This is a genomic window from Rhizorhapis suberifaciens, assembly GCF_014200045.1.
GTDB classification, from domain to species: Bacteria; Pseudomonadota; Alphaproteobacteria; order Sphingomonadales; family Sphingomonadaceae; genus Rhizorhapis; species Rhizorhapis suberifaciens.
The window spans coordinates 134558-154727 of the sequence record NZ_JACHOV010000003.1 but is presented as its reverse complement, the minus strand read 5'-3'; the positions used below and the strand labels follow the sequence as shown (position 1 = coordinate 154727).

General features: G+C 59.9%; 19 protein-coding genes. 14 read left to right on the top strand and 5 right to left on the bottom strand.

Translation table 11 applies throughout. The annotated features are described in order from the left end of the window. Positions 1-70: 70 nt before the first annotated feature. Positions 71-1066, bottom strand: a complete 996-nt coding sequence (gene thiS, locus HNQ99_RS04965) for a sulfur carrier protein ThiS (RefSeq protein WP_184474717.1) — start codon at positions 1064-1066, stop codon at positions 71-73. Between the two features lie 97 nt (positions 1067-1163). Between thiS and aroQ the strand changes: the two genes are divergently transcribed. The 5 genes from aroQ to HNQ99_RS04940 all read left to right on the top strand — a co-directional run bounded on the left by aroQ (position 1164) and on the right by HNQ99_RS04940 (position 4706). Continuing rightward, the gene (aroQ, locus tag HNQ99_RS04960; RefSeq protein ID WP_184474531.1) at positions 1164-1604 is read left to right on the top strand and encodes a type II 3-dehydroquinate dehydratase; all 441 of its coding nucleotides are present in this window, start codon (positions 1164-1166) and stop codon (positions 1602-1604) included. A gap of 68 nt (positions 1605-1672) precedes the next feature. Next, positions 1673-2143 carry an acetyl-CoA carboxylase biotin carboxyl carrier protein gene (gene accB / locus HNQ99_RS04955; protein WP_184474530.1) on the top strand — a complete coding sequence of 157 codons (471 nt, stop codon included), beginning with the start codon at positions 1673-1675 and terminating at the stop codon, positions 2141-2143. A gap of 5 nt (positions 2144-2148) precedes the next feature. Next, the gene (gene accC / locus HNQ99_RS04950) at positions 2149-3501 is read left to right on the top strand and encodes an acetyl-CoA carboxylase biotin carboxylase subunit (RefSeq protein ID WP_184474529.1); all 1353 of its coding nucleotides are present in this window, start codon (positions 2149-2151) and stop codon (positions 3499-3501) included. Continuing rightward, complete coding sequence (gene arsC / locus HNQ99_RS04945) at positions 3498-3836, top strand: arsenate reductase (glutaredoxin) (RefSeq protein WP_184474528.1); 339 nt, start codon at positions 3498-3500, stop codon at positions 3834-3836. Before accC ends, arsC begins: the two co-directional genes overlap by 4 nt. A 135-nt stretch (positions 3837-3971) precedes the next feature. Then, positions 3972-4706: a ParA family protein gene (locus HNQ99_RS04940; protein ID WP_184474527.1), complete on the top strand. Its 735-nt coding sequence runs from the start codon at positions 3972-3974 to the stop codon at positions 4704-4706. A gap of 7 nt (positions 4707-4713) precedes the next feature. Here the strand turns inward: HNQ99_RS04940 and HNQ99_RS04935 are convergent, their stop codons facing one another. From HNQ99_RS04935 to HNQ99_RS04925, 3 genes are all read right to left on the bottom strand, one after another. After that, on the bottom strand, positions 4714-7038 hold the full coding sequence (locus HNQ99_RS04935) for a putative bifunctional diguanylate cyclase/phosphodiesterase (RefSeq protein ID WP_246414527.1): 2325 nt from the start codon (positions 7036-7038) through the stop codon (positions 4714-4716). A 101-nt stretch (positions 7039-7139) separates the two neighbouring features. Then, complete coding sequence (gene gltX, locus HNQ99_RS04930; protein WP_184474526.1) at positions 7140-8477, bottom strand: glutamate--tRNA ligase; 1338 nt, start codon at positions 8475-8477, stop codon at positions 7140-7142. A 73-nt stretch (positions 8478-8550) separates the two neighbouring features. Further along, a complete protein-coding gene (locus tag HNQ99_RS04925; RefSeq protein WP_184474525.1) occupies positions 8551-10221 on the bottom strand; it encodes an NAD+ synthase in 1671 nt (556 codons plus the stop codon). 215 nt (positions 10222-10436) lie between these two features. On the opposite strand from HNQ99_RS04925, the gene HNQ99_RS04920 reads away from it, so the two are divergent. The 9 genes from HNQ99_RS04920 to HNQ99_RS04880 all read left to right on the top strand — a co-directional run bounded on the left by HNQ99_RS04920 (position 10437) and on the right by HNQ99_RS04880 (position 19470). Continuing rightward, positions 10437-11372 carry a ribose-phosphate pyrophosphokinase gene (locus HNQ99_RS04920; protein WP_184474524.1) on the top strand — a complete coding sequence of 312 codons (936 nt, stop codon included), beginning with the start codon at positions 10437-10439 and terminating at the stop codon, positions 11370-11372. A 3-nt stretch (positions 11373-11375) separates the two neighbouring features. Beyond that, entirely contained in the window at positions 11376-12161 is a 786-nt protein-coding gene (hisN, locus tag HNQ99_RS04915) for a histidinol-phosphatase (protein WP_184474523.1), read from the top strand. 136 nt (positions 12162-12297) lie between these two features. Then, a complete protein-coding gene (rpmI, locus tag HNQ99_RS04910) occupies positions 12298-12501 on the top strand; it encodes a 50S ribosomal protein L35 (protein WP_184474522.1) in 204 nt (67 codons plus the stop codon). A gap of 18 nt (positions 12502-12519) precedes the next feature. After that, a complete protein-coding gene (rplT, locus tag HNQ99_RS04905) occupies positions 12520-12882 on the top strand; it encodes a 50S ribosomal protein L20 (RefSeq protein ID WP_184474521.1) in 363 nt (120 codons plus the stop codon). Positions 12883-13004: 122 nt separating this feature from the next. Next, positions 13005-13331: a GIY-YIG nuclease family protein gene (locus HNQ99_RS04900; protein WP_184474520.1), complete on the top strand. Its 327-nt coding sequence runs from the start codon at positions 13005-13007 to the stop codon at positions 13329-13331. Between the two features lie 97 nt (positions 13332-13428). Further along, entirely contained in the window at positions 13429-14472 is a 1044-nt protein-coding gene (gene pheS / locus HNQ99_RS04895) for a phenylalanine--tRNA ligase subunit alpha (protein WP_221232586.1), read from the top strand. Then, positions 14469-16832, top strand: coding sequence for a phenylalanine--tRNA ligase subunit beta (pheT, locus tag HNQ99_RS04890; protein ID WP_184474518.1), 2364 nt, complete (start codon positions 14469-14471; stop codon positions 16830-16832). Before pheS ends, pheT begins: the two co-directional genes overlap by 4 nt. A 70-nt stretch (positions 16833-16902) precedes the next feature. Further along, positions 16903-17781 carry an aldose 1-epimerase family protein gene (locus HNQ99_RS04885; protein WP_184474517.1) on the top strand — a complete coding sequence of 293 codons (879 nt, stop codon included), beginning with the start codon at positions 16903-16905 and terminating at the stop codon, positions 17779-17781. A gap of 123 nt (positions 17782-17904) precedes the next feature. Beyond that, the gene (locus tag HNQ99_RS04880) at positions 17905-19470 is read left to right on the top strand and encodes a peptide chain release factor 3 (RefSeq protein WP_184474516.1); all 1566 of its coding nucleotides are present in this window, start codon (positions 17905-17907) and stop codon (positions 19468-19470) included. Between the two features lie 6 nt (positions 19471-19476). Here the strand turns inward: HNQ99_RS04880 and HNQ99_RS04875 are convergent, their stop codons facing one another. After that, positions 19477-20118 (bottom strand): cysteine hydrolase family protein, encoded by a 642-nt coding sequence (locus HNQ99_RS04875; protein ID WP_322790315.1) that lies wholly within the window; start codon positions 20116-20118, stop codon positions 19477-19479. Positions 20119-20170 lie beyond the last annotated feature (52 nt).

Below are 20170 nucleotides of genomic sequence, written 5' to 3'. Positions count from 1 at the left end.
GCAGCTAACCGTCGTCGGACCAAATTGGAGTTCTGCCTCTCCAAACCCATGCGCGACATTGGCTGATATTTTAGATCAGTCCCGCCAGTGGCGAGGACGGATCGGCATACATGCGCCGACCCATGCGCCCGGCAAGGTAGGACAGCCGTCCCGCTTCCACGGCGGCCTTCATCGCCTGCGCCATCAGGACCGGATTTTTGGCCTCCGCAATGGCTGTGTTCATGAGGACTCCGGTACAGCCCAGTTCCATCGCTACCGCGGCGTCCGATGCGGTGCCTACGCCGGCGTCGACCAGCACGGGCAGCGACGTCCCTTCGACGATCAGGCGGATGGTGACGCGGTTCTGGATGCCCAGCCCCGATCCGATCGGCGCGCCGAGTGGCATGATCGCCACCGCGCCCGCATTTTCCAGCCGCTTCGCCGCAATGGGGTCGTCGACGCAATAGACCATCGGCTTGAACCCTTCCTTGGCAAGGGTTTCGGTCGCCCGCAGCGTTTCCACCATGTCGGGATAAAGGGTCTTTGCCTCGCCCAGCACCTCCAATTTGACCAGATCCCATCCGCCCGCCTCACGCGCCAGACGGAGGGTGCGGATCGCATCGTCGCTGGTAAAGCAGCCCGCCGTATTGGGCAGATAGGTGATTTTTTTAGGATCGATGAAGTCGGTCAGCATCGGCGCCTTGGGATCCGACACATTGACGCGGCGCACGGCGACGGTCACGATTTCAGCGCCTGACGCCTCCACCGCAGCTGCATTCTGCTCAAAATCCTTATATTTGCCGGTGCCGACGATCAGGCGCGAGGTAAAGCGCTTGCCCGCAACTTCCCAGTCATCGCCCGCTCCATGATCGCCGCCACCCACGAAATGCACGATCTCCAGCTCGTCGCCGTCTTCGACCCGTACCTGCGAAAGGGTTGAGCGAGGCACCACCTCAAGATTGCGCTCGACCGCCACCTTTTCCGGCGCGAGGCCGATCTCATTCGCCAGTTCCGCCAGGGTGATCCCCTCGCGCACGCGGCGATGTTCGCCATTGATCCTGATTGAAATGGTGCCGTCGACGCTCATTTTCTGGTTCGCCTCACATGACATTCGCTTTTGCGCATTTGCGCTCGCCGCCATATAGGGAGGCGAACGACCGGGCTGCAACCGAAAGGACGCCTTCATGGCTGACGCGATTAAAATCTATGTATTAAACGGCCCGAACCTCAATCTGCTCGGCACGCGGGAGCCGGAAATCTATGGATCGGACACGCTGGATGATATTGCAGGCCGGCTCGAGGACCTGGCGCACCCGCAGGATGTCGAGGTCGATTTCCGCCAGTCCAATCATGAAGGCCATTTGATCGACTGGCTTCACGAAGCGCAGGCAGAGGGGGCGAAGGCAGTGATCCTCAATGCCGGCGCCCTTACCCACACTTCAGTGGCGCTGCACGACGCGATCAAGGCGATCACCACGCCTGTTATCGAGGTGCATTTGTCCAATCCGCACAAGCGCGAAGAATTCCGGCATAATTCCTATGTGGGGCAGGTCGCCAAAGGAACGATTGCCGGTTTCGGTGCGCTGTCCTATGAACTGGCGCTTTCCGCTGCGCTGAAACTTTAGCGCGGCCCTGTTGCGCTTGGTCCCGAGAGGGAATAGGCGCTCAACGCAATTGCCAACGAGGGTTATGCATGGCTGACAAGAATGAAGGGGGCGCAATGCAGATCGACGTCAAACTGGTCCGTGAACTGGCCGAAATGCTGGACACCACTGACCTGAGCGAAATCGAGGTGCAGGATGGTGAGCGCCGTATCCGCGTGGCGAGGACGCTGACCGCCGCGCCCACCGCTTTCCATGTGGCGCCGCCGGCGGCGACCATGAGCGCCCCGGCTTCGGCGGCGGCGGAGGTTCCTGCTGCGGCCGCCCCCAATAACGCGATTAAATCCCCCATGGTCGGCACCGCCTATCTGGCGCCCGAACCCGGTGCGGCCTCCTTTGTGGCTGTAGGTTCGCAGGTGAAGGCCGGCGACACCCTGCTGATCGTAGAGGCGATGAAGGTCATGAACCCGATCACCGCGCCCGCCGCAGGCACCGTAAAGGCGCTGCTGGTGGAAAATGGACAGCCCGTCGAGTTCGATCAGCCACTCGCTGTCATCGAGTAAGCGATATGGGTTTTGAAAAGATCCTGATCGCCAATCGCGGGGAAATCGCGCTTCGTATCCACCGCGCCGCGCATGAAATGGGCATCAAGACGGTAGCGGTGCATTCCACCGCCGATGCCGACGCGATGCATGTGCGCCTGGCCGACGAAGCCATCTGCATCGGCCCTCCTGCTGCTGGCGACAGCTATCTCAATATTCCCAACATCATATCGGCGGCTGAGATTTCGGGCGCCGACGCCATTCATCCCGGCTATGGCTTTTTGTCCGAAAATGCGCAGTTCGCGGAGATCGTCGAGGCGCATGACATCGCCTTTATCGGCCCCAAGCCCGAACATATCCGCATCATGGGCGACAAGGTGGAGGCCAAACGTACGGCCGGCGCTCTTGGCCTGCCCCTGGTGCCCGGTTCCGACGGCGCGATTTCAAGCGTCGCCGAAGCCAAACGGGTCGCGAAGGACATCGGCTACCCCGTTTTGATCAAGGCAGCCAGTGGCGGCGGCGGGCGCGGCATGAAAGTCGTGCCTTCCGAAGATCAGTTGGAAAGCCTGATGCAGCAGGCAGGATCGGAGGCGAAGGCCGCTTTTGGCGACGCCACCGTATACATGGAAAAATATCTGGGCAACCCGCGCCATATCGAATTTCAGGTCTTTGGCGATGGCAAAGGCAACGCCATTCACTTGGGCGAGCGCGATTGCTCGCTGCAGCGGCGGCACCAGAAAGTGCTGGAGGAAGCACCTTCCCCCGTGATTTCCTCCGAAGAGCGCAACCATATGGGAGAAGTCGTTCGGAAGGCTATGGCCGATATGGCCTATCGCGGCGCGGGCACGATCGAATTTCTCTATGAAGACGGTGAGTTCTATTTCATCGAAATGAACACCCGGCTTCAGGTCGAACATCCGGTGACAGAAATGATCACCGGCGTCGATCTGGTCCGCGAGCAGATCCGCATCGCGGAGGGCAAGCCGCTTTCCGTGACGCAAGATGAGCTGGTTTTTTCGGGGCATGCCATCGAATGCCGGATCAACGCAGAAGACCCCAGGACCTTCGCGCCTTCGCCCGGCACCGTCACCAGCTATCATGTTCCGGGCGGCATGCATGTGCGGGTGGATAGCGGCCTCTATCAGGGTTACCGCGTGCCGCCTTATTATGACAGCATGATAGGCAAGCTGATCGTCTATGGCCGCACTCGCGAAGGCTGCCTGATGCGGCTGAGGCGCGCGCTGGAGGAATATGTGATCGAAGGGATGAAGACGACCATCCCGCTGCACCAGAAGCTGCTCCGCGATCCGGAATTCCAAAATGGCGATTACACCATCAAATGGCTGGAGGAATGGCTGGCGCGGGAGGAGAACCAATGAAGGCAACCATCTGGCACAATCCCAGTTGCGGCACGTCGCGCAAGACGCTTGCCATTCTTGAAGAGACTCCTGGGGTAGAGTTGGAGGTCGTTGAATATCTGAAGACGCCGCCCAGCCGTGAAAAGCTTGCCGCGCTCTACAAGGCAGCCGGGATCACGCCGCGCGATGGACTGCGGACAAGGCAAGAAGAGGCAAAGCCACTCCTGACGTTGGAGGGCGACGCTATCCTTGACGCCATGGTGGCGAACCCGATCCTGATCGAGCGTCCGCTGGTGGAGACCGAAAAAGGCGTGCGCCTCTGTCGTCCGCAGGACAAGGTACGGGACATACTGTAAGGACTGAAGTTGTTCCTTCGTCCCGGCGCAGGCAAGGACCTCGCTTCCAGGGTGTCCCGACTTCGCTCGACCCATAGTATCTTGCCCATCACCGACACCCTCGCCTAGGTTGCGGTGCAGCAAGCAGGAGGCGGCATGGCGACGGTGGCGATTTACAGTTTGAAGGGCGGGGTGGGGAAGACGACCTTCTCGATCAACCTGGCCTGGGCCGCCGCCAAGATTTCAAAGCGCCGGACATTGATCTGGGATCTCGATCCGCAGGCGGCGTCAACCTATCTGATGGCCAAGGGTCCCGTGACGCATGCCTCCGCACAGGCGATCTTTGCGCGCAGCGTCGACGCGATGACCCTGGTGCGGCAATCTCATGTGGAGGGCGTCGATCTGCTGGCGGCCGATACGTCGCTTCGGGGGCTCGATCATTTCTTCTTTGAACTGGGCAAAAAGCGGCGGCTCGCCAAGTTGCTTGCCGGACTTTCGAAACATTATGACAGGATCATCCTGGATTGCCCGCCGGGCCTGACGCAGACGAGCGAACAGGTGTTGCGCGCCGCCGATCTGGTCGTCGTGCCCGTCATTCCCGCGCCGCTTTCGCAACGGGCGCTGACTGAAGTAGTGCACTTCCTCGACAGGCAGAGAGGCCGGCACGCGCCCATCCTGCCGGTCTATTCCATGGTTGATCGCCGGCGATCGCTGCACCGGGCCGCATTGGAAGAGAAAGCCGATTGGCCGGTGGTTCCCATGGCAAGTTCGGTGGAGCAAATGTCCGTGCGCAAGGCGCCGCTGGGGGAATTTGAGCCGCATTGCCCCGCAGCCAAGGCATTCACCAAGCTCTGGACGGGCATCGAACGGAAAATCCGGACCGCCGCCTGACCAAGCTTTATGCGACGGCGCTCCTTTGACTTGGTCCGAAGAGGGCCAAGGCTTCATGGGCGGGCATTGGGCGGCCATAATAATAGCCCTGGATTTTCTTGCAGCCGAGACGGTTTATCATTTCCGCTTCGTCCTCATTTTCAACGCCCTCAGCCGTTGTGGACATACCCAGGCTGTCCGCCAGCGCTACCACGGCGCGGATGATCGCAATACTTTCCGGAACATTTTTCGATGCGCCCTGAACGAAGCTGCGGTCGATCTTGATCGTGCTGAAACGGGTCTTGCGCAAATAGCCAAGCGATGAATAGCCGGTGCCGAAATCATCCAAAGACAATTTGACGCCCAGCGACAATAGACGGTCCAGGACCTGCTCCGCGCCAGTGCCCTGCATGAACACGCTTTCGGTGACTTCCAATTCCAGTCGGTGGGCAGGAAGACCTGTATGGGCGAGTGCCGAGGTGACTGCTGTTACGAAATTGGGATCGCTTAATTGTTCGGCCGAGACATTCACGGCAACACGAATATGGGAAGGCCAGTTCATCGCCTCCTTGCACGCGGTTCGTAGAACCCACTCGCCTATCGGCCCGATAAGGCGTGCGTCCTCCGCCACGGGGATGAATTTTACCGGAGAGATGCTGCCCATTTCCGGATGGGTCCAGCGGACAAGCGATTCGAAACCCTCGACAACGCCGGTCTGGGCATTCACCACCGGTTGATAGGCAAGGTGCAACTGGTTCTTTTCCAGCGCCTCGCGCAGCGCGATTTCCAGCATGCGGCGTTCTTCGGCATGGGCGTGCAAGCGATGCTCATAGCCATGGTGAGCGCCGCCGCCGACCTCCTTTGACCGGTAAAGCGCCAAGTCAGCGCTGCGGATCAGCGTTTCCGGCGTCCGCCCGTCACGCGGCGCTATGGCCGAACCTACGCTGGCGCCGATGTAAAGCACATGTTGGTCCACCTCATAGGGCCGTGACAGGGCTTCTATGATTTCGAGCGAGAGCCCCTCAACATATTCTGTGTCATGCACCTCCCGGATGACGACGGCAAATTCATCGCCGCCCAGGCGGCCGCACACCTCATTGTTGGAACAAACATGGCGCAGCCGTTCGGACACCCGTGCTAGCAGCCGGTCGCCGATTAGGTGGCCAAGCGTGTCGTTGACGGACTTGAATCGGTCGAGATCGATCATCAAAAAGCCGCAGCGCGTATTCCACCGCTCCATGTCCTGCATTGCTTGTTCAAGCGCTTCGGTCAGGTGCAGGCGGTTGGGGAGATTGGTGAGCGTGTCGAAGCGCGCAAGTTGCGCAATCTTATCGGATGATTCGCGCTGCTTGGTGATGTCGGACCCAACGCCGCGGAACCCCTGAAACGCGCCCTTGTCATCCGTGCGGGGAGAGGCCGAAAGCTCCCACCAATGGCGCTGACCATCAATCTCTACATCCAGTACCAGATTGGCGAAGCTTTCACGGCGTTTGATCTTCTCTGCCAACTCATGCAGCGACGGCGCAAACTCTCCCGTTTCCCAGGCAGCACCAGCGAGCAACTGAAACAGCGGCTTGCCTTCGATTTCCGACGGCTCCTTGCCAAGCGCACGTGCAAAGCGGGTTGAAACATCGGTCACGCGCCGGGCGGCATCCGTCTGCCACAGCCAGTCGGCATTGCTGTCCTCAAATTCGCGCAGCAGCAGACTGACGACCTCGCTTTTTTCCTGAAGCTGCGTCGTCGCGGTTATCTGCGTGCTGTAGGCGCGGGCGTGCTTCAGACTGGTTACGAGCAGGAGCAGTGCATAACAAACGATCACGGCCGCGAGGTGAAACGAACCGATGCCCAGCATCATATAGGCATTGGCGCTACCGAGTACGGTGAGGAACAACAGAGTCGAAAGCGGCAGACCGACATAGATCAGTGCGGTTCCGACCATGATGCAGCTCATCAACACCCAGAGGGAGATCATCTCGACTGGGTCCGTCGCATGGACGAAAAAAATGGGTGGAACGGACCACACCAGCGCCTGGACCAACATCCCGGCACCATCGCGCAACACAGTGGATGCGGACACTCCGGCATGTTCGCTTCGAAGCCTGTTCCACCCTGTACGATAGTAAAGAAAGCCGATGCCCAGGGATGAGAATGCCCATGCCGCCAGCAACGGCAAGCTGACTGATTTGGTGAAGATGCCGCCCACGAAAATGGTGGCGAAGCTCGACAGCAGGAAATAAATGAAGCCAAGGCGGTCCACAGAGCCAAGCTGCAACACGCGCAGCTGTTCGACATCCATGCCCGCGGGGCTGGAAAAGCCCATGAGCACGCCCAATGGAAGCTTCTGCGACGTCATCACCACTTCTTCGCGACAGGGTTACCGAATAACTGCAGCTTAAGAAGTCGAGGTTAGCGAAAGGTAACCGTGATACCGATTTCGTCTTGTAGATCTGACCGTCAGCAGGCGGCCGTTCCGAGGCGCTCAAGAGCCGCGTCCCGTCCGATGAGCAACAAGAGCGCTCCCATGTCCGGCCCATGCTCCCGGCCCGTCAGCGCCAGACGGAGAGGCAGGAACAAGGCCTTGCCTTTTCGGCCGCTCCGATCCTTTAGGGTCGAGGTCAGTTCCTTCCAGACCTGATCGGTCCATGGTATCTCAGCCAATGTCCCGGCCGCCTCTGCTACAAAGGCGCGGTCGCCGCTTTCCAATGTCGCGGGCTCCACAGGACCTGTAATCACGGACCACCATTGCGCGGCCTGGCTGACCGTCTCGAGATTCGGGCGAATAACATCCCACGCGGCCTCACCCATGTCGGCGGGCAGTCGCTCCCTGACGGCTGCATAATCGAGCAAGTGCACGATCCGCTGGTTGAGCGCCATCAGTTCCGCGTCATCGAAACGGGCAGGCGCCCGTCCAAAACGTGCGAAGTCGAACGCCGGAAGGAGCGAGGCCGCCTCGGTCACCGGTTCCACAGGATCGCTGGTCCCGATCCGCGCCAGCAATGCGATAAGGGCAATCGGCTCGATATCCTGCTCGCGGAAAGCCGAGACGCCAAGCGAACCGAGCCGCTTCGACAGCTTTCCTTCCGTTCCGGTCAGCAGCGCTTCATGCGCAAAGGCCGGCGGATCGTCGCCGAGCGCGGTGAACATCTGGATTTGTGTGGCCGTATTGGAAACATGGTCCTCGCCGCGTACGACATGCGTCACTTTCATGTCGACATCGTCGATGACTGACGGGAGCATATAAAGCCAGGAACCGTCTTCCCGGCGGATAACGGGATCGCTGATCAATTTGGGATCGAAATGCTGCTCCCCGCGAATGAGGTCGGTCCACTGAATCGGGACATCATGATCCAGCTTGAACCGCCAGTGCGGCCTCCGCCCCTCTGCCTCCAATGCGGTCCGCTCCTCATCCGAAAGGCCTAGCGCCGCCCGGTCGTAAACCGGTGGAAGACCACGCCCCAGAAGCACCTTTCGCTTTAAATCCAGTTCTTGCGCCGTTTCATAGCAGGCATAGACGCGCCCTGCGGTCTTCAAAACCTCGAACCGATTTTCATAAAGAGCGAGGCGAGCCGATTGTCGCTCTTCTCCGTCAGGCGTCAGGCCTAGCCAATCGAGATCGGCGCGAATCGCGTCGACATATTCCTCCTTCGACCGTTCCGCATCGGTATCATCGAGGCGCAGCAGGAAGCGTCCGCCATTTTTCCGGGCCCATATCCAGTTGTGAAGTGCGGCGCGAATATTGCCGACATGCAAATGCCCCGTAGGAGAAGGGGCGAAACGGGTAATGACGGTCATATGGTCTGCTGGCTCCGGTTGCTGGCAAATCCTGCACGACCACGAGGGCCCGAAGTCCAGCGAATATCCTTGTTCATGAGGTGCGGAATGCGTTGGTAATAGGATAGCGGCGATCGCGCCCGAAATTGCGGGTGCCAAGCTTCACGCCAGGCGGAGCCTGCCGCCGCTTATATTCGGCTACGTAAAGCAGTCGTTCAATGCGGGCGACCGTCTCCTCTTCAAAACCGCGCGCTACAAGCTGCGCGACCGACAGTTCCTCTTCGACCAAACCATAGAGGATGGGGTCCAGCACCTCATAGGGCGGCAGGCTGTCTTCATCCTTCTGATCTTCCCGCAACTCCGCACTGGGAGGCTTGGTGATGACCCGATCGGGCATCACCGGTCCTTCGGGACCGAGCGCCCATGGCGAACGGTTCTCGTTGCGCCAGCGGGACAGATCGAAGACGGTGGTCTTGTAAGCGTCCTTCAACACGGAATAACCCCCCGCCATATCGCCATAGATCGTCGCATAGCCCACCGACATCTCGCTCTTGTTGCCGGTGGTGAGCAGCATGTGGCCGAACTTGTTGCTGAGCGCCATCAACGTAACGCCGCGGAAACGGGACTGAAGATTTTCCTCAGTGAGGTCAGGATTCCTGCCGGCAAATGCAGGTGACAGCATGACGTCAAAGGCCTCCACCGCCGGATTAATGGGAATGCTGTCAAGGCGGCATCCGAGCAGTCGGGCGCATTCGGCGGCGTCCTCCAGGCTTTCCTTACTGGTGAAGCGGGAAGGCAGCATGACGCACCAGACGCGATCCGCACCAAGCGCGTCCACGGCGACGGCTGCGGAGAGGGCGCTGTCAATGCCGCCCGACAGGCCCAGCACCACGCCCGGAAAGCGATTGCGGTTCACATAATCGCGCAGGCCGAGCACCATCGCGTTATAAATATCTTCAGGATAAGGGTTTGGCGTAGCGAGATCGCCCGGCCCGCAAGTCCAGCGACCGTCATCACCCCTTGACCAATGCGACATCACCAGCGCCTCGGTCCATTCGGGAAGACGGTGTATCACCTGCCCCTCATTCGATATGATAAACGATGCCCCGTCGAAAACCAGCTCGTCCTGCCCACCGACACGATTGAGATAGATTATCGGCAGCCCCGTCTCCTTCACCCGCGCGGCGGAGATAGCGTCGATGCGCTGCTGGTCCTTGTTGATCTCATAGGGGCTGCCATTAGGGCTGATGAGAATGTCTGCCCCTTGTTCTTTCAAATGGGCGCAAACAAAGGGGAACCATATGTCCTCACATATCGGCAAGCCCAGTTTCACGCCCCGGAACTCCACCGGTTCGGGCAGCGGCCCCGGTGCAAACAGCCGCTTTTCGTCGAACGTGCCGTAATTGGGAAGTTCCCGCTTTTGACGGATCGCCTTGATTTCTCCGCCATCCAACAGGGTGATGACATTGAACAATACGCCTTGGGCAGCAATGACGGTGCCGACCAGCATCGCTGGGCCACCGTCGGCCGTCGCCTTGGCGAGGCGCAGCAGTTCGTCCCCCGCCCTTTCGATCAGCGCTGGCTTCAAAACCAGATCCTCGGGCGGATAGCCGATCAATTGAAGCTCGGGAAACACAATGAGATCTGCGCCCTTGGCCTTTTCCCGCCAGAGCAGCATCGCATCGGCATTGCCACGAAGGTCGCCCACGCACTGCGTGATCTGCGCCATCGCGATGGTGAGGTTTTCAGCAGGTCGATCATTCATGGCTGCGGTCCGTAAAACATTTTAGAGGCGCTTGGAAATGGCTTGTGGAAAAGCACAACACATCCAAGGCCTTCGAGCGAACGGAAGAGCGGCCCGCAAGGTTCCTTGCCCGCCCCGCCCCGGCCAAGCCAACACGCCCCTTCCCCAATTTCTATTTGGAGTCTACAGGGGCGCCGATTATCAGCGTCACATTGTTGTCACGGGGTGCACAAGCCATGAAATTGATGACGGGGAATTCCAACCTCCCGCTCGCACAGGCCATTGCCGATTATATCGAACTGCCCCTGATCGACGCCAGCGTCCGCCGCTTCGCCGATGAGGAGATTTTTGTGGAGATCCACGAAAATGTTCGCGGCGAGGACATCTTCGTCATCCAGTCGACCAGCTATCCGGCCAACGACAATTTGATGGAATTGCTGATCATGGTCGATGCGCTGAAGCGCGCTTCGGCCAAGCGCATAACGGCGGTGCTTCCCTATTTCGGCTATGCGCGTCAGGACCGGAAACCCGGCCCCCGCACACCTATTTCCGCCAAGCTCGTGGCCAACCTGATTACCGTCGCGGGCGCGAACCGCGTATTGTCGGTCGATCTGCATGCTGGTCAGATCCAGGGTTTCTTCGATATTCCGACCGACAATCTCTATGGCGCGCCGGTCATGTCGGCTGATATCCAGGCGCGGTTCGGCGACAAGAATATCACCGTCGTTTCGCCCGACGTAGGAGGCGTGGTGCGCGCCAGGGCGCTGGCCAAACGGCTGGACAACGCACCTTTGGCCATTGTCGACAAGCGCCGTGAGCGGGCAGGCGAATCGGAAGTGATGAATATCATCGGCGACGTCAAAGGCCGCTTCTGCATCCTGATCGACGACATCGTGGATTCCGCCGGCACGCTGTGCAACGCGGCCGCCGCCCTTAAGAAAGAGGGAGCCGAGGATGTTGTCGCCTATGTGACCCACGGCGTTCTTTCCGGCGGTGCAGTCGCTCGCGTGAATGCTTCCGAACTCCGTGAACTGGTTGTCACCGATTCGATCCTCGCCACTGATGCCCAGCGCGAATCGGCTAGCATCCGTCACCTCCCCATCGCCCCGCTTTTGGGCGAAGCCATCAAGCGCATTGCGGAAGAGACGTCGGTTTCCAGCTTGTTTGACTGAGGCATGACGATCAGGGACGATCTTGATTTCGCCCAGCGCCTCGCCGATGCGGCGGGCGAGGCCATCCGACCCTTTTATCGGGCGCGTTTCGACATCGAATCGAAGAGCGACCTGTCGCCGGTGACGCAGGCCGACCGTGCCGCCGAAGCCGCGATGCGCGCGATCATCGAAAAGGAAAGGCCACAGGACGGCATCGTTGGCGAGGAATATGGAACGGTCCGCGAAGATGCGGGGCGCGTGTGGGTATTGGACCCCATAGACGGCACGCGCAGCTTCATTGCCGGACGGCCGATTTTCGGCACTCTTGTGGCCATGATGCAGGAAGGCTGGCCGATCCTGGGCATTATCGATCAGCCGATCAGCCGCGAACGCTGGTGCGGCATGGCGGGCCAGCCGACTACACTCAACGGTCAGCCCGTTCGTACGCGACCTTGCCGCGCGCTGGATCAGGCGATCCTGGCCAGCACTGGACCTCAATATTTTCCCGGCTGCTCGGGCGAGCATTTCTCTATCCTAGCGGGGCAGTGCCGAGACACTGTCTGGGGCGGCGATTGTTATAATTATGCGCTCCTGGCGAGCGGCCAAATCGACCTGGTCGTGGAGTCGGGACTGAAACTCTATGATATCGCTGCATTGGTGCCGGTCGTTGAGGGCGCGGGCGGGCATATGTGCGACTGGACAGGCAATCCGCTCGACCGCGACAGCAAGGGCGATGTCATCGCCATGGGCGACATTGCGCGCATGGACGATATATTGGAGGCTCTGGCCCACGGGCATGAAGGCCATTGAGGGTTATGCCTTGCAAAAGCCTGCGTTCCTGCCTATAGGCGCGCCTTCCTGCGAGAAATTGCGGGATTCTGAAGGGATGGTCCGGCCAGTAGGGCTGCCGAGTCCGTCCGCAATCGTCAGATCCAAGGAGACGAAAATGCCCAAGCTCAAGACCAAGAGCGGTGTGAAGAAACGCTTCAAATTCACCGCCTCCGGCAAGGTCAAGCATGGTGTCGCCGGAAAGCGCCACCGCCTGATCAGCCATAACGCCAAATATATTCGCCAGAACCGCGGCACCGAAGTGCTGTCCGACGCCGACGTCGCGCACATTCGCCTGTGGGCTCCCTACGGCCTGAAATAAGAGAAGGACTAGAGAGATATGGCACGCGTAAAAAGGGGTGTAACCACCCGCGCCAAGCACAAGCGGATTTTGGATCAGGCGAAGGGCTATTATGGCCGTCGCAAGAATACGATCCGCATCGCCCGTCAGGCCGTCGAAAAGGCCGGCCAGTACGCCTATCGCGACCGCAAGGTTAAGAAGCGCAGCTTCCGCGCCCTGTGGATCCAGCGCATCAACGCCGCGGTTCGCATGGAAGGCCTCACCTATGGTCAGTTCATGCATGGCCTGAAGCTCGCGGGCGTCGACCTTGACCGGAAGGTCCTGGCCGACATCGCGATGCATGAAGGCGATGCCTTCAAGGCCATTGTTGCACAGGCACAGGCGGCCCTGCCGCAGGCTTGAACCGGCGATTGCTGAAGAGACAAGGGTGCCGGGGCGATGGTTCCGGCGCCTTTTTTCTTGGTTCATGCATCCCTCAATTTCGTCATTCCCGCGAAGGCGGGAATCCATCCCCGAGCCAACCTATGAGCGCCGACTTTCAACCGACGGCCTACATCATGGCCAGCCACAGGAATGGAACACTTTACACCGGAGTAACCTCGAACCTCCTTAAGCGTGTCCACGAACATCGTTTGGGCTTGATTCCCGGCTTCACGACGGACTACGGCGTCAAGCGGCTGGTGTACTTCGAACAGCACGGGACAATGGAAAACGCTATCGGCCGGGAAAAGCAGATCAAGAAATGGAAACGGCAATGGAAAATCGATCTGATAGAACGGGACAATCCGGACTGGAACGATTTAGCTGTTACGTTCGGATTTGAAGCGCTGCCTTCGCGGCGCGTCGACTAAGCATGGCACCAAATGGGCAAGGCCGGGAGATGGATTCCCGCCTTCGCGGGAATGACGAGGAAAAGTGGTGAATATCGACGAGGTCGGAAAAAGCCTTATGGCGCAGATTGAGAGCGCCAAGAATCTGGAGGAATTGGAAGCCGCCAGAATCACTGCGTTAGGCAAAAACGGCACTATAACCAATCTCTTGAAAAGCCTGGGGCGCCTGCCGGTCGAAGAGCGCCTCGCGCTAGCCCCGAAATATCAGGGCTGGAGAGGAGCGCTGAGCGGCAAAATCGAAGCCCAGCGAGCCATGTTCGAACAAGCAATCCTTCAGGAGCGGCTGACTTCCGAAAAGCTGGACATGACCCTCCCGGCTCTTCCCGATCCGCAGGGTTCGGTGCATCCGGTGAGCCAGGTGATGGACGAATTGGCCGAAATCTTTGCGGACCTTGGTTTTTCGGTCGCAACGGGACCAGAGATCGAAGACGACTGGCATAATTTCAGTGCGCTCAATATTCCCGAAACCCATCCGGCGCGGGCGATGCACGACACGTTCTACTTCCCTGATGAGCGCGACGGCCGCAAGATGCTGCTGCGCACGCATACCTCGCCGGTTCAGATCCGGACAATGACATCGGAAGAGCCGCCAATCCGTATCATTGCGCCCGGTCGGGTCTATCGATCGGACAGTGACGCCACGCATACGCCGATGTTCCATCAGATTGAGGGGCTGGTGATCGACCGAGGCATTAATCTTGGTCATCTGAAATGGACCTTGGAGACATTCCTGAAAGCGTTTTTCGAGCGCGAAGACATCGTGCTGCGCCTGCGCCCCAGCTATTTTCCCTTCACCGAACCGTCGGTGGAGGTCGATGTCGGCTACTCCATGGAAAAGGGTCAGCGCGTCATCGGCGGATCGGAAGGTTGGATGGAGGTGCTGGGGTCCGGCATGGTCCACCCCAATGTCATTCGCGCCTGCGGCCTTGATCCGGCGGAGTGGCAGGGTTTCGCCTTCGGCACCGGCGTCGACCGGCTGGCGATGCTGAAATATGGGATGAATGACTTGCGGGCCTTCTTCGACGGCGATCTGCGCTGGCTGCGGCATTATGGCTTCTCGTCTCTTGATGTACCCACGCTTTCGGGAGGAGTGGGCGCATGAAGTTCACCCTGTCCTGGCTGAAAGAGCATCTCGAAACCGGCGCGACGCTGGAACAGATATTGGAAAAGCTTAATGCCATCGGCCTGGAGGTTGAGGGCGTTGAAAATCCGGCGGAGAAGCTGGAGCCCTTTCGCATTGCCAAGGTGCTTTCGGCCGCGCCGCACCCGCAGGCGGACAAGCTGCAGGTGCTTTCGGTAGATGCCGGGGAAGGCCCCCTCCAAGTCGTCTGCGGTGCGCCCAATGCGCGCGAGGGCCTGGTTGGCGTATTCGGCATGCCAGGCGCTTATGTGCCCGGCAGCGGCATCACCCTGAAAGTTGCGGCGATCAGAGGCGTTGAATCCAGCGGCATGATGTGTTCCACACGCGAACTGGAGTTGGGCGAGGACCATGACGGCATTATCGAGCTTCCCGCCGACGCTCCGGTAGGTGCGGTTTATGCCCAATGGGCGGGGCTCAACGACCCTGTCATTGAAGTGGCCATCACGCCCAACAGACAGGATTGCATGGGCGTGCGCGGCATTGCGCGCGACCTGGCGGCGGCGGGCCTCGGCGCGCTGAAGCCATTGAAGGTGCCCACGATCAAGGGCGAAGCTTTGGGGCCGGATGTGCGCACGGACGATATCCAAAGCTGTCCCGCCTTCTTCGCGCGTTCTGTTCGGGGCGTGAAGAACGGCCCCTCGCCCGAATGGCTGCAGAAACGACTGAAAGCAATCGGACAGAAGCCGATTTCCGCGTTGGTAGACATCACCAACTTTATCATGATCGACCTTGGCCGGCCGCTGCACGTCTACGATATGGCGACGCTGAAGGGCGGCCTCGTGGCGCGCAAGGCGAAGGCCGGCGAAGAAGTGGTGGCGCTCAACGGCAAGACCTACACGCTGGACGACGGGATGACCGTCATTGCCGACAGCGAAACCGTGCACGACATTGGCGGGATCATGGGTGGCGAGCATTCCGGCGCGCAGGAAGGCACGACCGACGTCCTTATCGAATGCGCCTATTTCACTCCCGAAGCCATTGCCCGCACAGGCCAGAAGCTGGCGCTCGCCTCCGACGCGCGCAGCCGGTTCGAACGGGGAGTGGACCCTGCATTCCTGGACGATGGCCTGTCCATCGCGACGCAGATGGTGCTGGAACTCTGCGGCGGGAGCCCAAGCGAGGCGACCTATGCCGGCGAACCGCCGCTGGACACGCGGAGTATCGCCTTCGATCCGGCAGCGGTTTTATCGCTCGCCGGGGTCGAGGTCAGCCGCGACATGCAGCGGGCGATTCTCGAGAAATTGGGTTTCGGCGTTGGTGAAAGCTGGACCATCTCCATTCCCTCATGGCGCCGTGACGTTGAGGGCAGTGCGGATATCGTGGAAGAAATCGTTCGTATCCATGGCATCGACAAGGTTCCGTCGATACCCCTTCCCCGCGCAGCCGGGGTCGCGAAACCCACGGCGACGCCGCAGCAGATGACGGAACGCCGCGTTCGCCGCGCAGCCGCCGCACGCGGCCTGAACGAAGCGGTGAACTGGTCTTTCATCTCGCAAAGGGAGGCCGCCTCTGTCGGCGGCGGCGACTGGACGCTCGCCAACCCCATATCGGAAGAACTGAAGGTCATGCGGCCTTCGCTGCTGCCTGGGCTGCTATCGGCGACGCAGCGCAATGCCGACCGGGGCGCATCTTCGGTCCGGCTGTACGAAGTTGGGCGGCGCTACTTTTCAGATGGCGAACGCGCGACGGTGGGCATTGTGCTTGCGGGCGACAAGACGCCGCGCAACTGGAATAGCGGCAAGGCAAGCCTGTTCGATGCCTATGACATCAAGGCCGAAGTGGTCGCACTGCTCGCCGCGGCAGGGGCGCCCGTTGAAAATTTGCAGATGATGGGTGAGGCAAGCGCCGCCTATCACCCCGGCCAGTCGGGCACATTGCGCCTGGGACCCAAGAATGTGCTGGCCGAATATGGCGTGCTGCACCCGAACATGATCAAGCAGTTCGACCTGTCGGGCAGCATTGTCGCTGCTGAAATTTTCCTTGATGCCATACCGGTCAAGCGCAAGAGCGGCTTCATGCGCGCGCCTTATTCGCCGCCCGCATTGCAGGCGGTAAAGCGCGACTTCGCCTTTCTGGTGCCCCAGGCGCTGGAAGCCGAACAGCTTGTCCGCGCCGCCCGCAATGCCGACAAAAAGGCGATCGTCGATGCTCGCCTCTTCGACGTCTTTGCAGGACCGGGCGTGCCCGAAGGACAGAAGTCGCTCGCAATAGAAGTGACGCTGCAGCCGGGCGAGAAAAGCTTTACCGAGGAGGAGTTGAACGCAATCAGCGCGGCAGTCGTCAAGGCCGCCGACAAGCTGGGCGGGACGTTAAGGGGTTAAGAAGGACCCGTTCGTCCCTAGCGCAAAGGTGTCTCGACTTCGCTCGACACGGACGGCAAAGGGGGATGCGATGACTCACGTCCAGATCACCACCGGGAAGTTCACCGCCAGCATCAACCCGCTGGGTGCAGAGCTCTGGTCCTTGATCGATGCCAAGGGCCGGGAATTGATGACCGACGCCGACCCGGCTTACTGGACCGGCCGAGCGCCGTTGCTTTTTCCTATTGTCGGCCGGCTGAACCGGGACAGCTATTTGCTGGAAGGGCGGGAATATGCCCTGGCCAAACATGGTTTTGCGCGGCGGATGACTTTTGGCGTCGTCGAACAGGACAATATGTCGGTGCGGTTCCGCCTGGATGCCGATGAGGAGACGCGGCGCGTCTATCCCTTCGACTTTCGGCTCGAGGCGACTTTTGTGGTCGAAGACACAACCCTTTTTATGACGGTCACGGTGATCAACCAGGGCCGCATAGACATGCCGTTCAGCTTTGGTTTCCATCCCGCCTTTGCCTGGCCCTTGCCTTATGGGGGCGGCAAACATCAGCATATGATCCTGTTCGAACAGGATGAACCCGCGCCCATCAGGCGGTTGAAAGGTGAGACCGGCCTGCTCGCGCCGGAGCACTTCCCTTCACCGATCACGAACAATGCTCTTGTTCCGACGCATGAAATGTTTGAAGCCGACGCTTTGATCTGGGACCAGCTTGAAAGCCGCCGGCTCAAATGGGGCGTGCCGGGACGGCCATCGCTCGACATCGGCTTCCCCGATACGCCCTGGCTCGGCATCTGGCAGAAGCCGCGGGCGAACTATCTGTGCATTGAACCTTGGGCAGGCATGGCCGATCCGGTCGATTTTGACGGCGATATCTGGATGAAGCCGGGGATCAATCGCCTGGCTCCGGGAGCGCAGCGGGAATTTCATATGAACGTCCGGTTGGCCGAAAACTAACCAGGTCCCCGTTATTTACCGCGAAGGCGGGTATCCATTTCTTGTCCATCTCCTCGGTTCAATACCCAGAGATGGATTCCCGCCTTCGCGGGAATGCCGAAATTCAATTGTAGAGAACTTCAAATGACCATTCTCACCCGCCGCACCTTCGCGATCATCTCCCACCCCGACGCCGGCAAGACCACGCTTACGGAGAAGCTGCTGCTGGAAGGCGGGGCGATTCACCTTGCGGGCGAAGTGAAGGCGCGAGGGGCAAACCGCCGCGCCCGGTCCGACTGGATGAAGATTGAGCAGCAACGCGGCATTTCCGTCACGTCCTCTGTCATGACCTTTGAAAAGGACGGGCTGACCTTCAACCTGCTGGATACGCCGGGGCACGAGGATTTTTCCGAAGACACCTACCGCACGCTCACCGCCGTCGACAGTGCGGTGATGGTGATCGACGCCGCCAAGGGAATAGAGCCACAGACCCGAAAGCTGTTCGAAGTGTGTCGCCTGCGTTCGGTTCCCATCATCACCTTTGTCAACAAGGTGGACCGCGAGGGCCGGGACGCCTTTGCGCTGCTTGACGAGATTGCCGACATGCTGGCGCTCGACGTGTGCCCGATGAGCTGGCCGGTCGGCATGGGCGGGCAGTTTGAGGGCATTTACGACCTCTATGCCAACCGGCTGATGCAACCGACGGGCGACAGCCGGAACTTCGAAGGCAAGAGCTTCAAGTTTAGTGGTCTTGGTGATCCCAAGCTCGCCGAAACGCTGTCAGCCGAGGGACTGGAACGGCTGCGCGAGGAAGCGGAGCTGGCGCAGGCGGGCTATGCCGCATTCGACCCGGCCGCTTATCGCCATGGTGATTTGACGCCGGTCTATTTCGGATCGGCGCTTAAGCAATTCGGCGTTTCCGAACTGATCGCGGCGCTTGGCAAACACGCACCGCCACCCCGGCCTCAACCGGCAGAGCCTGCTGCTGTCGATCCTGAGCGCAATGACGTGACCGGCTTTATCTTCAAGGTACAGGCCAATATGGACCCGCAGCACCGCGACCGGATCGCCTTCATGCGGCTATGCTCCGGCACTTTCCGACGCGGCATGAAGCTGACGCCGACTGGCCATGGCAAACCGATTGCGGTGCATAGTCCGATCCTGTTTTTCGCGCAGAACCGCGAATTGGCGGACGAAGCCTATCCCGGCGACATAATCGGCATTCCCAATCACGGAACCTTGCGCGTAGGCGATACGCTGAGCGAGAAGGCCGATGTGCGCTTCACCGGTCTTCCCAACTTTGCGCCGGAAATATTGCGGCGCGTGGCCTTGAAAGATCCGACCAAGACCAAGCAGCTGCGCAAGGCGCTGGACGACCTTTCGGAAGAGGGCGTGATCCAGGTCTTCTATCCCGAAATCGGTTCAGCCTGGGTCGTCGGCGTCGTGGGACAGCTTCAGCTTGACGTGCTGCTGTCGCGCCTGGAGGCCGAGTATAAGGTGGACGCGCGGCTGGAGATGGCGCCCTTCGAAACTGCTCGCTGGATCAGCGGCGATGACGCGGCGATGAAGAATTTCGCTGAGATCAATCGCGCCAACATGGCCAAGGATCGGGATGGCAATCCCGTCTATCTGGCCAAGAGCGCATGGGACGTGGGCTATGTGCAGGACCGCAACCCCGATGTTAGGTTTAGCGCCACCCGCGAGCGATAAGGCGGACTAGCTCGCGCGGCTGATCCACTGCTGCAGGCTAAAGGCGCTTGTCGGTTCCGTTTCCGCTCGCATGCTGTGCCGAACAATGTCGAGGACCCAGTTTTTGCGCTCCGGGCTGATCCCTGCCGTGGCGTCTGCGGGCACCCAAATGTCATATTGACGCATATGAGCGTCCGCGGCGGTGAACAACAGGCAAACATCGGCCGCAATCCCCGTTAGGATCAGCCGGCTTACCCCCAAGCGTGGCAGCAATGCCGCAAGGTTGGTCGCGTAGAAGCCGGAAAAATGCGGCTTCACCACGAAATAGTCCCGTTTACGCGGCCGCAGCTTGCGAACGATTTGCTGACCCTTGCTGTCCGGGCGCAGGCAATGTTCGACAATGGAGGCTACGTCTCCATGCCACAGGCCGAAATTGTCGTTCACATAGACGACCGGTACTCCTGCCTTGGTGGCTGCGGCGCGAAGCTTGGTTATGGTGAGGGCAGCACACAAGGCTTCCGATGACATGGTCGATCCTTCTTCGAATTGCAGATCGTTGATCATGTCGATGATCAATAGGGCGGTGGCACCCGGCACCTTGTTCCTCATCTCTATATCGGCCACGGGTTCCTCATAATCAGCGGCGCGACCCACTATTATGTATGCCACGGAAACCCCCCTTCAGAACCGATGTTCCCCTGTGACGATACAGGAACGCGGC

What these genes read in the sequence shown, in the direction of transcription:
- thiS (WP_184474717.1), bottom strand. Translation starts at nt 1,066, where the DNA reads ATGAGCGTCGACGGCACCATTTCAATCAGGATCAATGGCGAACATCGC.
- aroQ (WP_184474531.1), top strand. Translation starts at nt 1,164, where the DNA reads ATGGCTGACGCGATTAAAATCTATGTATTAAACGGCCCGAACCTCAAT.
- accB (WP_184474530.1), top strand. Translation starts at nt 1,673, where the DNA reads ATGGCTGACAAGAATGAAGGGGGCGCAATGCAGATCGACGTCAAACTG.
- accC (WP_184474529.1), top strand. Translation starts at nt 2,149, where the DNA reads ATGGGTTTTGAAAAGATCCTGATCGCCAATCGCGGGGAAATCGCGCTT.
- arsC (WP_184474528.1), top strand. Translation starts at nt 3,498, where the DNA reads ATGAAGGCAACCATCTGGCACAATCCCAGTTGCGGCACGTCGCGCAAG.
- HNQ99_RS04940 (WP_184474527.1), top strand. Translation starts at nt 3,972, where the DNA reads ATGGCGACGGTGGCGATTTACAGTTTGAAGGGCGGGGTGGGGAAGACG.
- HNQ99_RS04935 (WP_246414527.1), bottom strand. Translation starts at nt 7,038, where the DNA reads ATGACGTCGCAGAAGCTTCCATTGGGCGTGCTCATGGGCTTTTCCAGC.
- gltX (WP_184474526.1), bottom strand. Translation starts at nt 8,477, where the DNA reads ATGACCGTCATTACCCGTTTCGCCCCTTCTCCTACGGGGCATTTGCAT.
- HNQ99_RS04925 (WP_184474525.1), bottom strand. Translation starts at nt 10,221, where the DNA reads ATGAATGATCGACCTGCTGAAAACCTCACCATCGCGATGGCGCAGATC.
- HNQ99_RS04920 (WP_184474524.1), top strand. Translation starts at nt 10,437, where the DNA reads ATGAAATTGATGACGGGGAATTCCAACCTCCCGCTCGCACAGGCCATT.
- hisN (WP_184474523.1), top strand. Translation starts at nt 11,376, where the DNA reads ATGACGATCAGGGACGATCTTGATTTCGCCCAGCGCCTCGCCGATGCG.
- rpmI (WP_184474522.1), top strand. Translation starts at nt 12,298, where the DNA reads ATGCCCAAGCTCAAGACCAAGAGCGGTGTGAAGAAACGCTTCAAATTC.
- rplT (WP_184474521.1), top strand. Translation starts at nt 12,520, where the DNA reads ATGGCACGCGTAAAAAGGGGTGTAACCACCCGCGCCAAGCACAAGCGG.
- HNQ99_RS04900 (WP_184474520.1), top strand. Translation starts at nt 13,005, where the DNA reads ATGAGCGCCGACTTTCAACCGACGGCCTACATCATGGCCAGCCACAGG.
- pheS (WP_221232586.1), top strand. Translation starts at nt 13,429, where the DNA reads ATGGCGCAGATTGAGAGCGCCAAGAATCTGGAGGAATTGGAAGCCGCC.
- pheT (WP_184474518.1), top strand. Translation starts at nt 14,469, where the DNA reads ATGAAGTTCACCCTGTCCTGGCTGAAAGAGCATCTCGAAACCGGCGCG.
- HNQ99_RS04885 (WP_184474517.1), top strand. Translation starts at nt 16,903, where the DNA reads ATGACTCACGTCCAGATCACCACCGGGAAGTTCACCGCCAGCATCAAC.
- HNQ99_RS04880 (WP_184474516.1), top strand. Translation starts at nt 17,905, where the DNA reads ATGACCATTCTCACCCGCCGCACCTTCGCGATCATCTCCCACCCCGAC.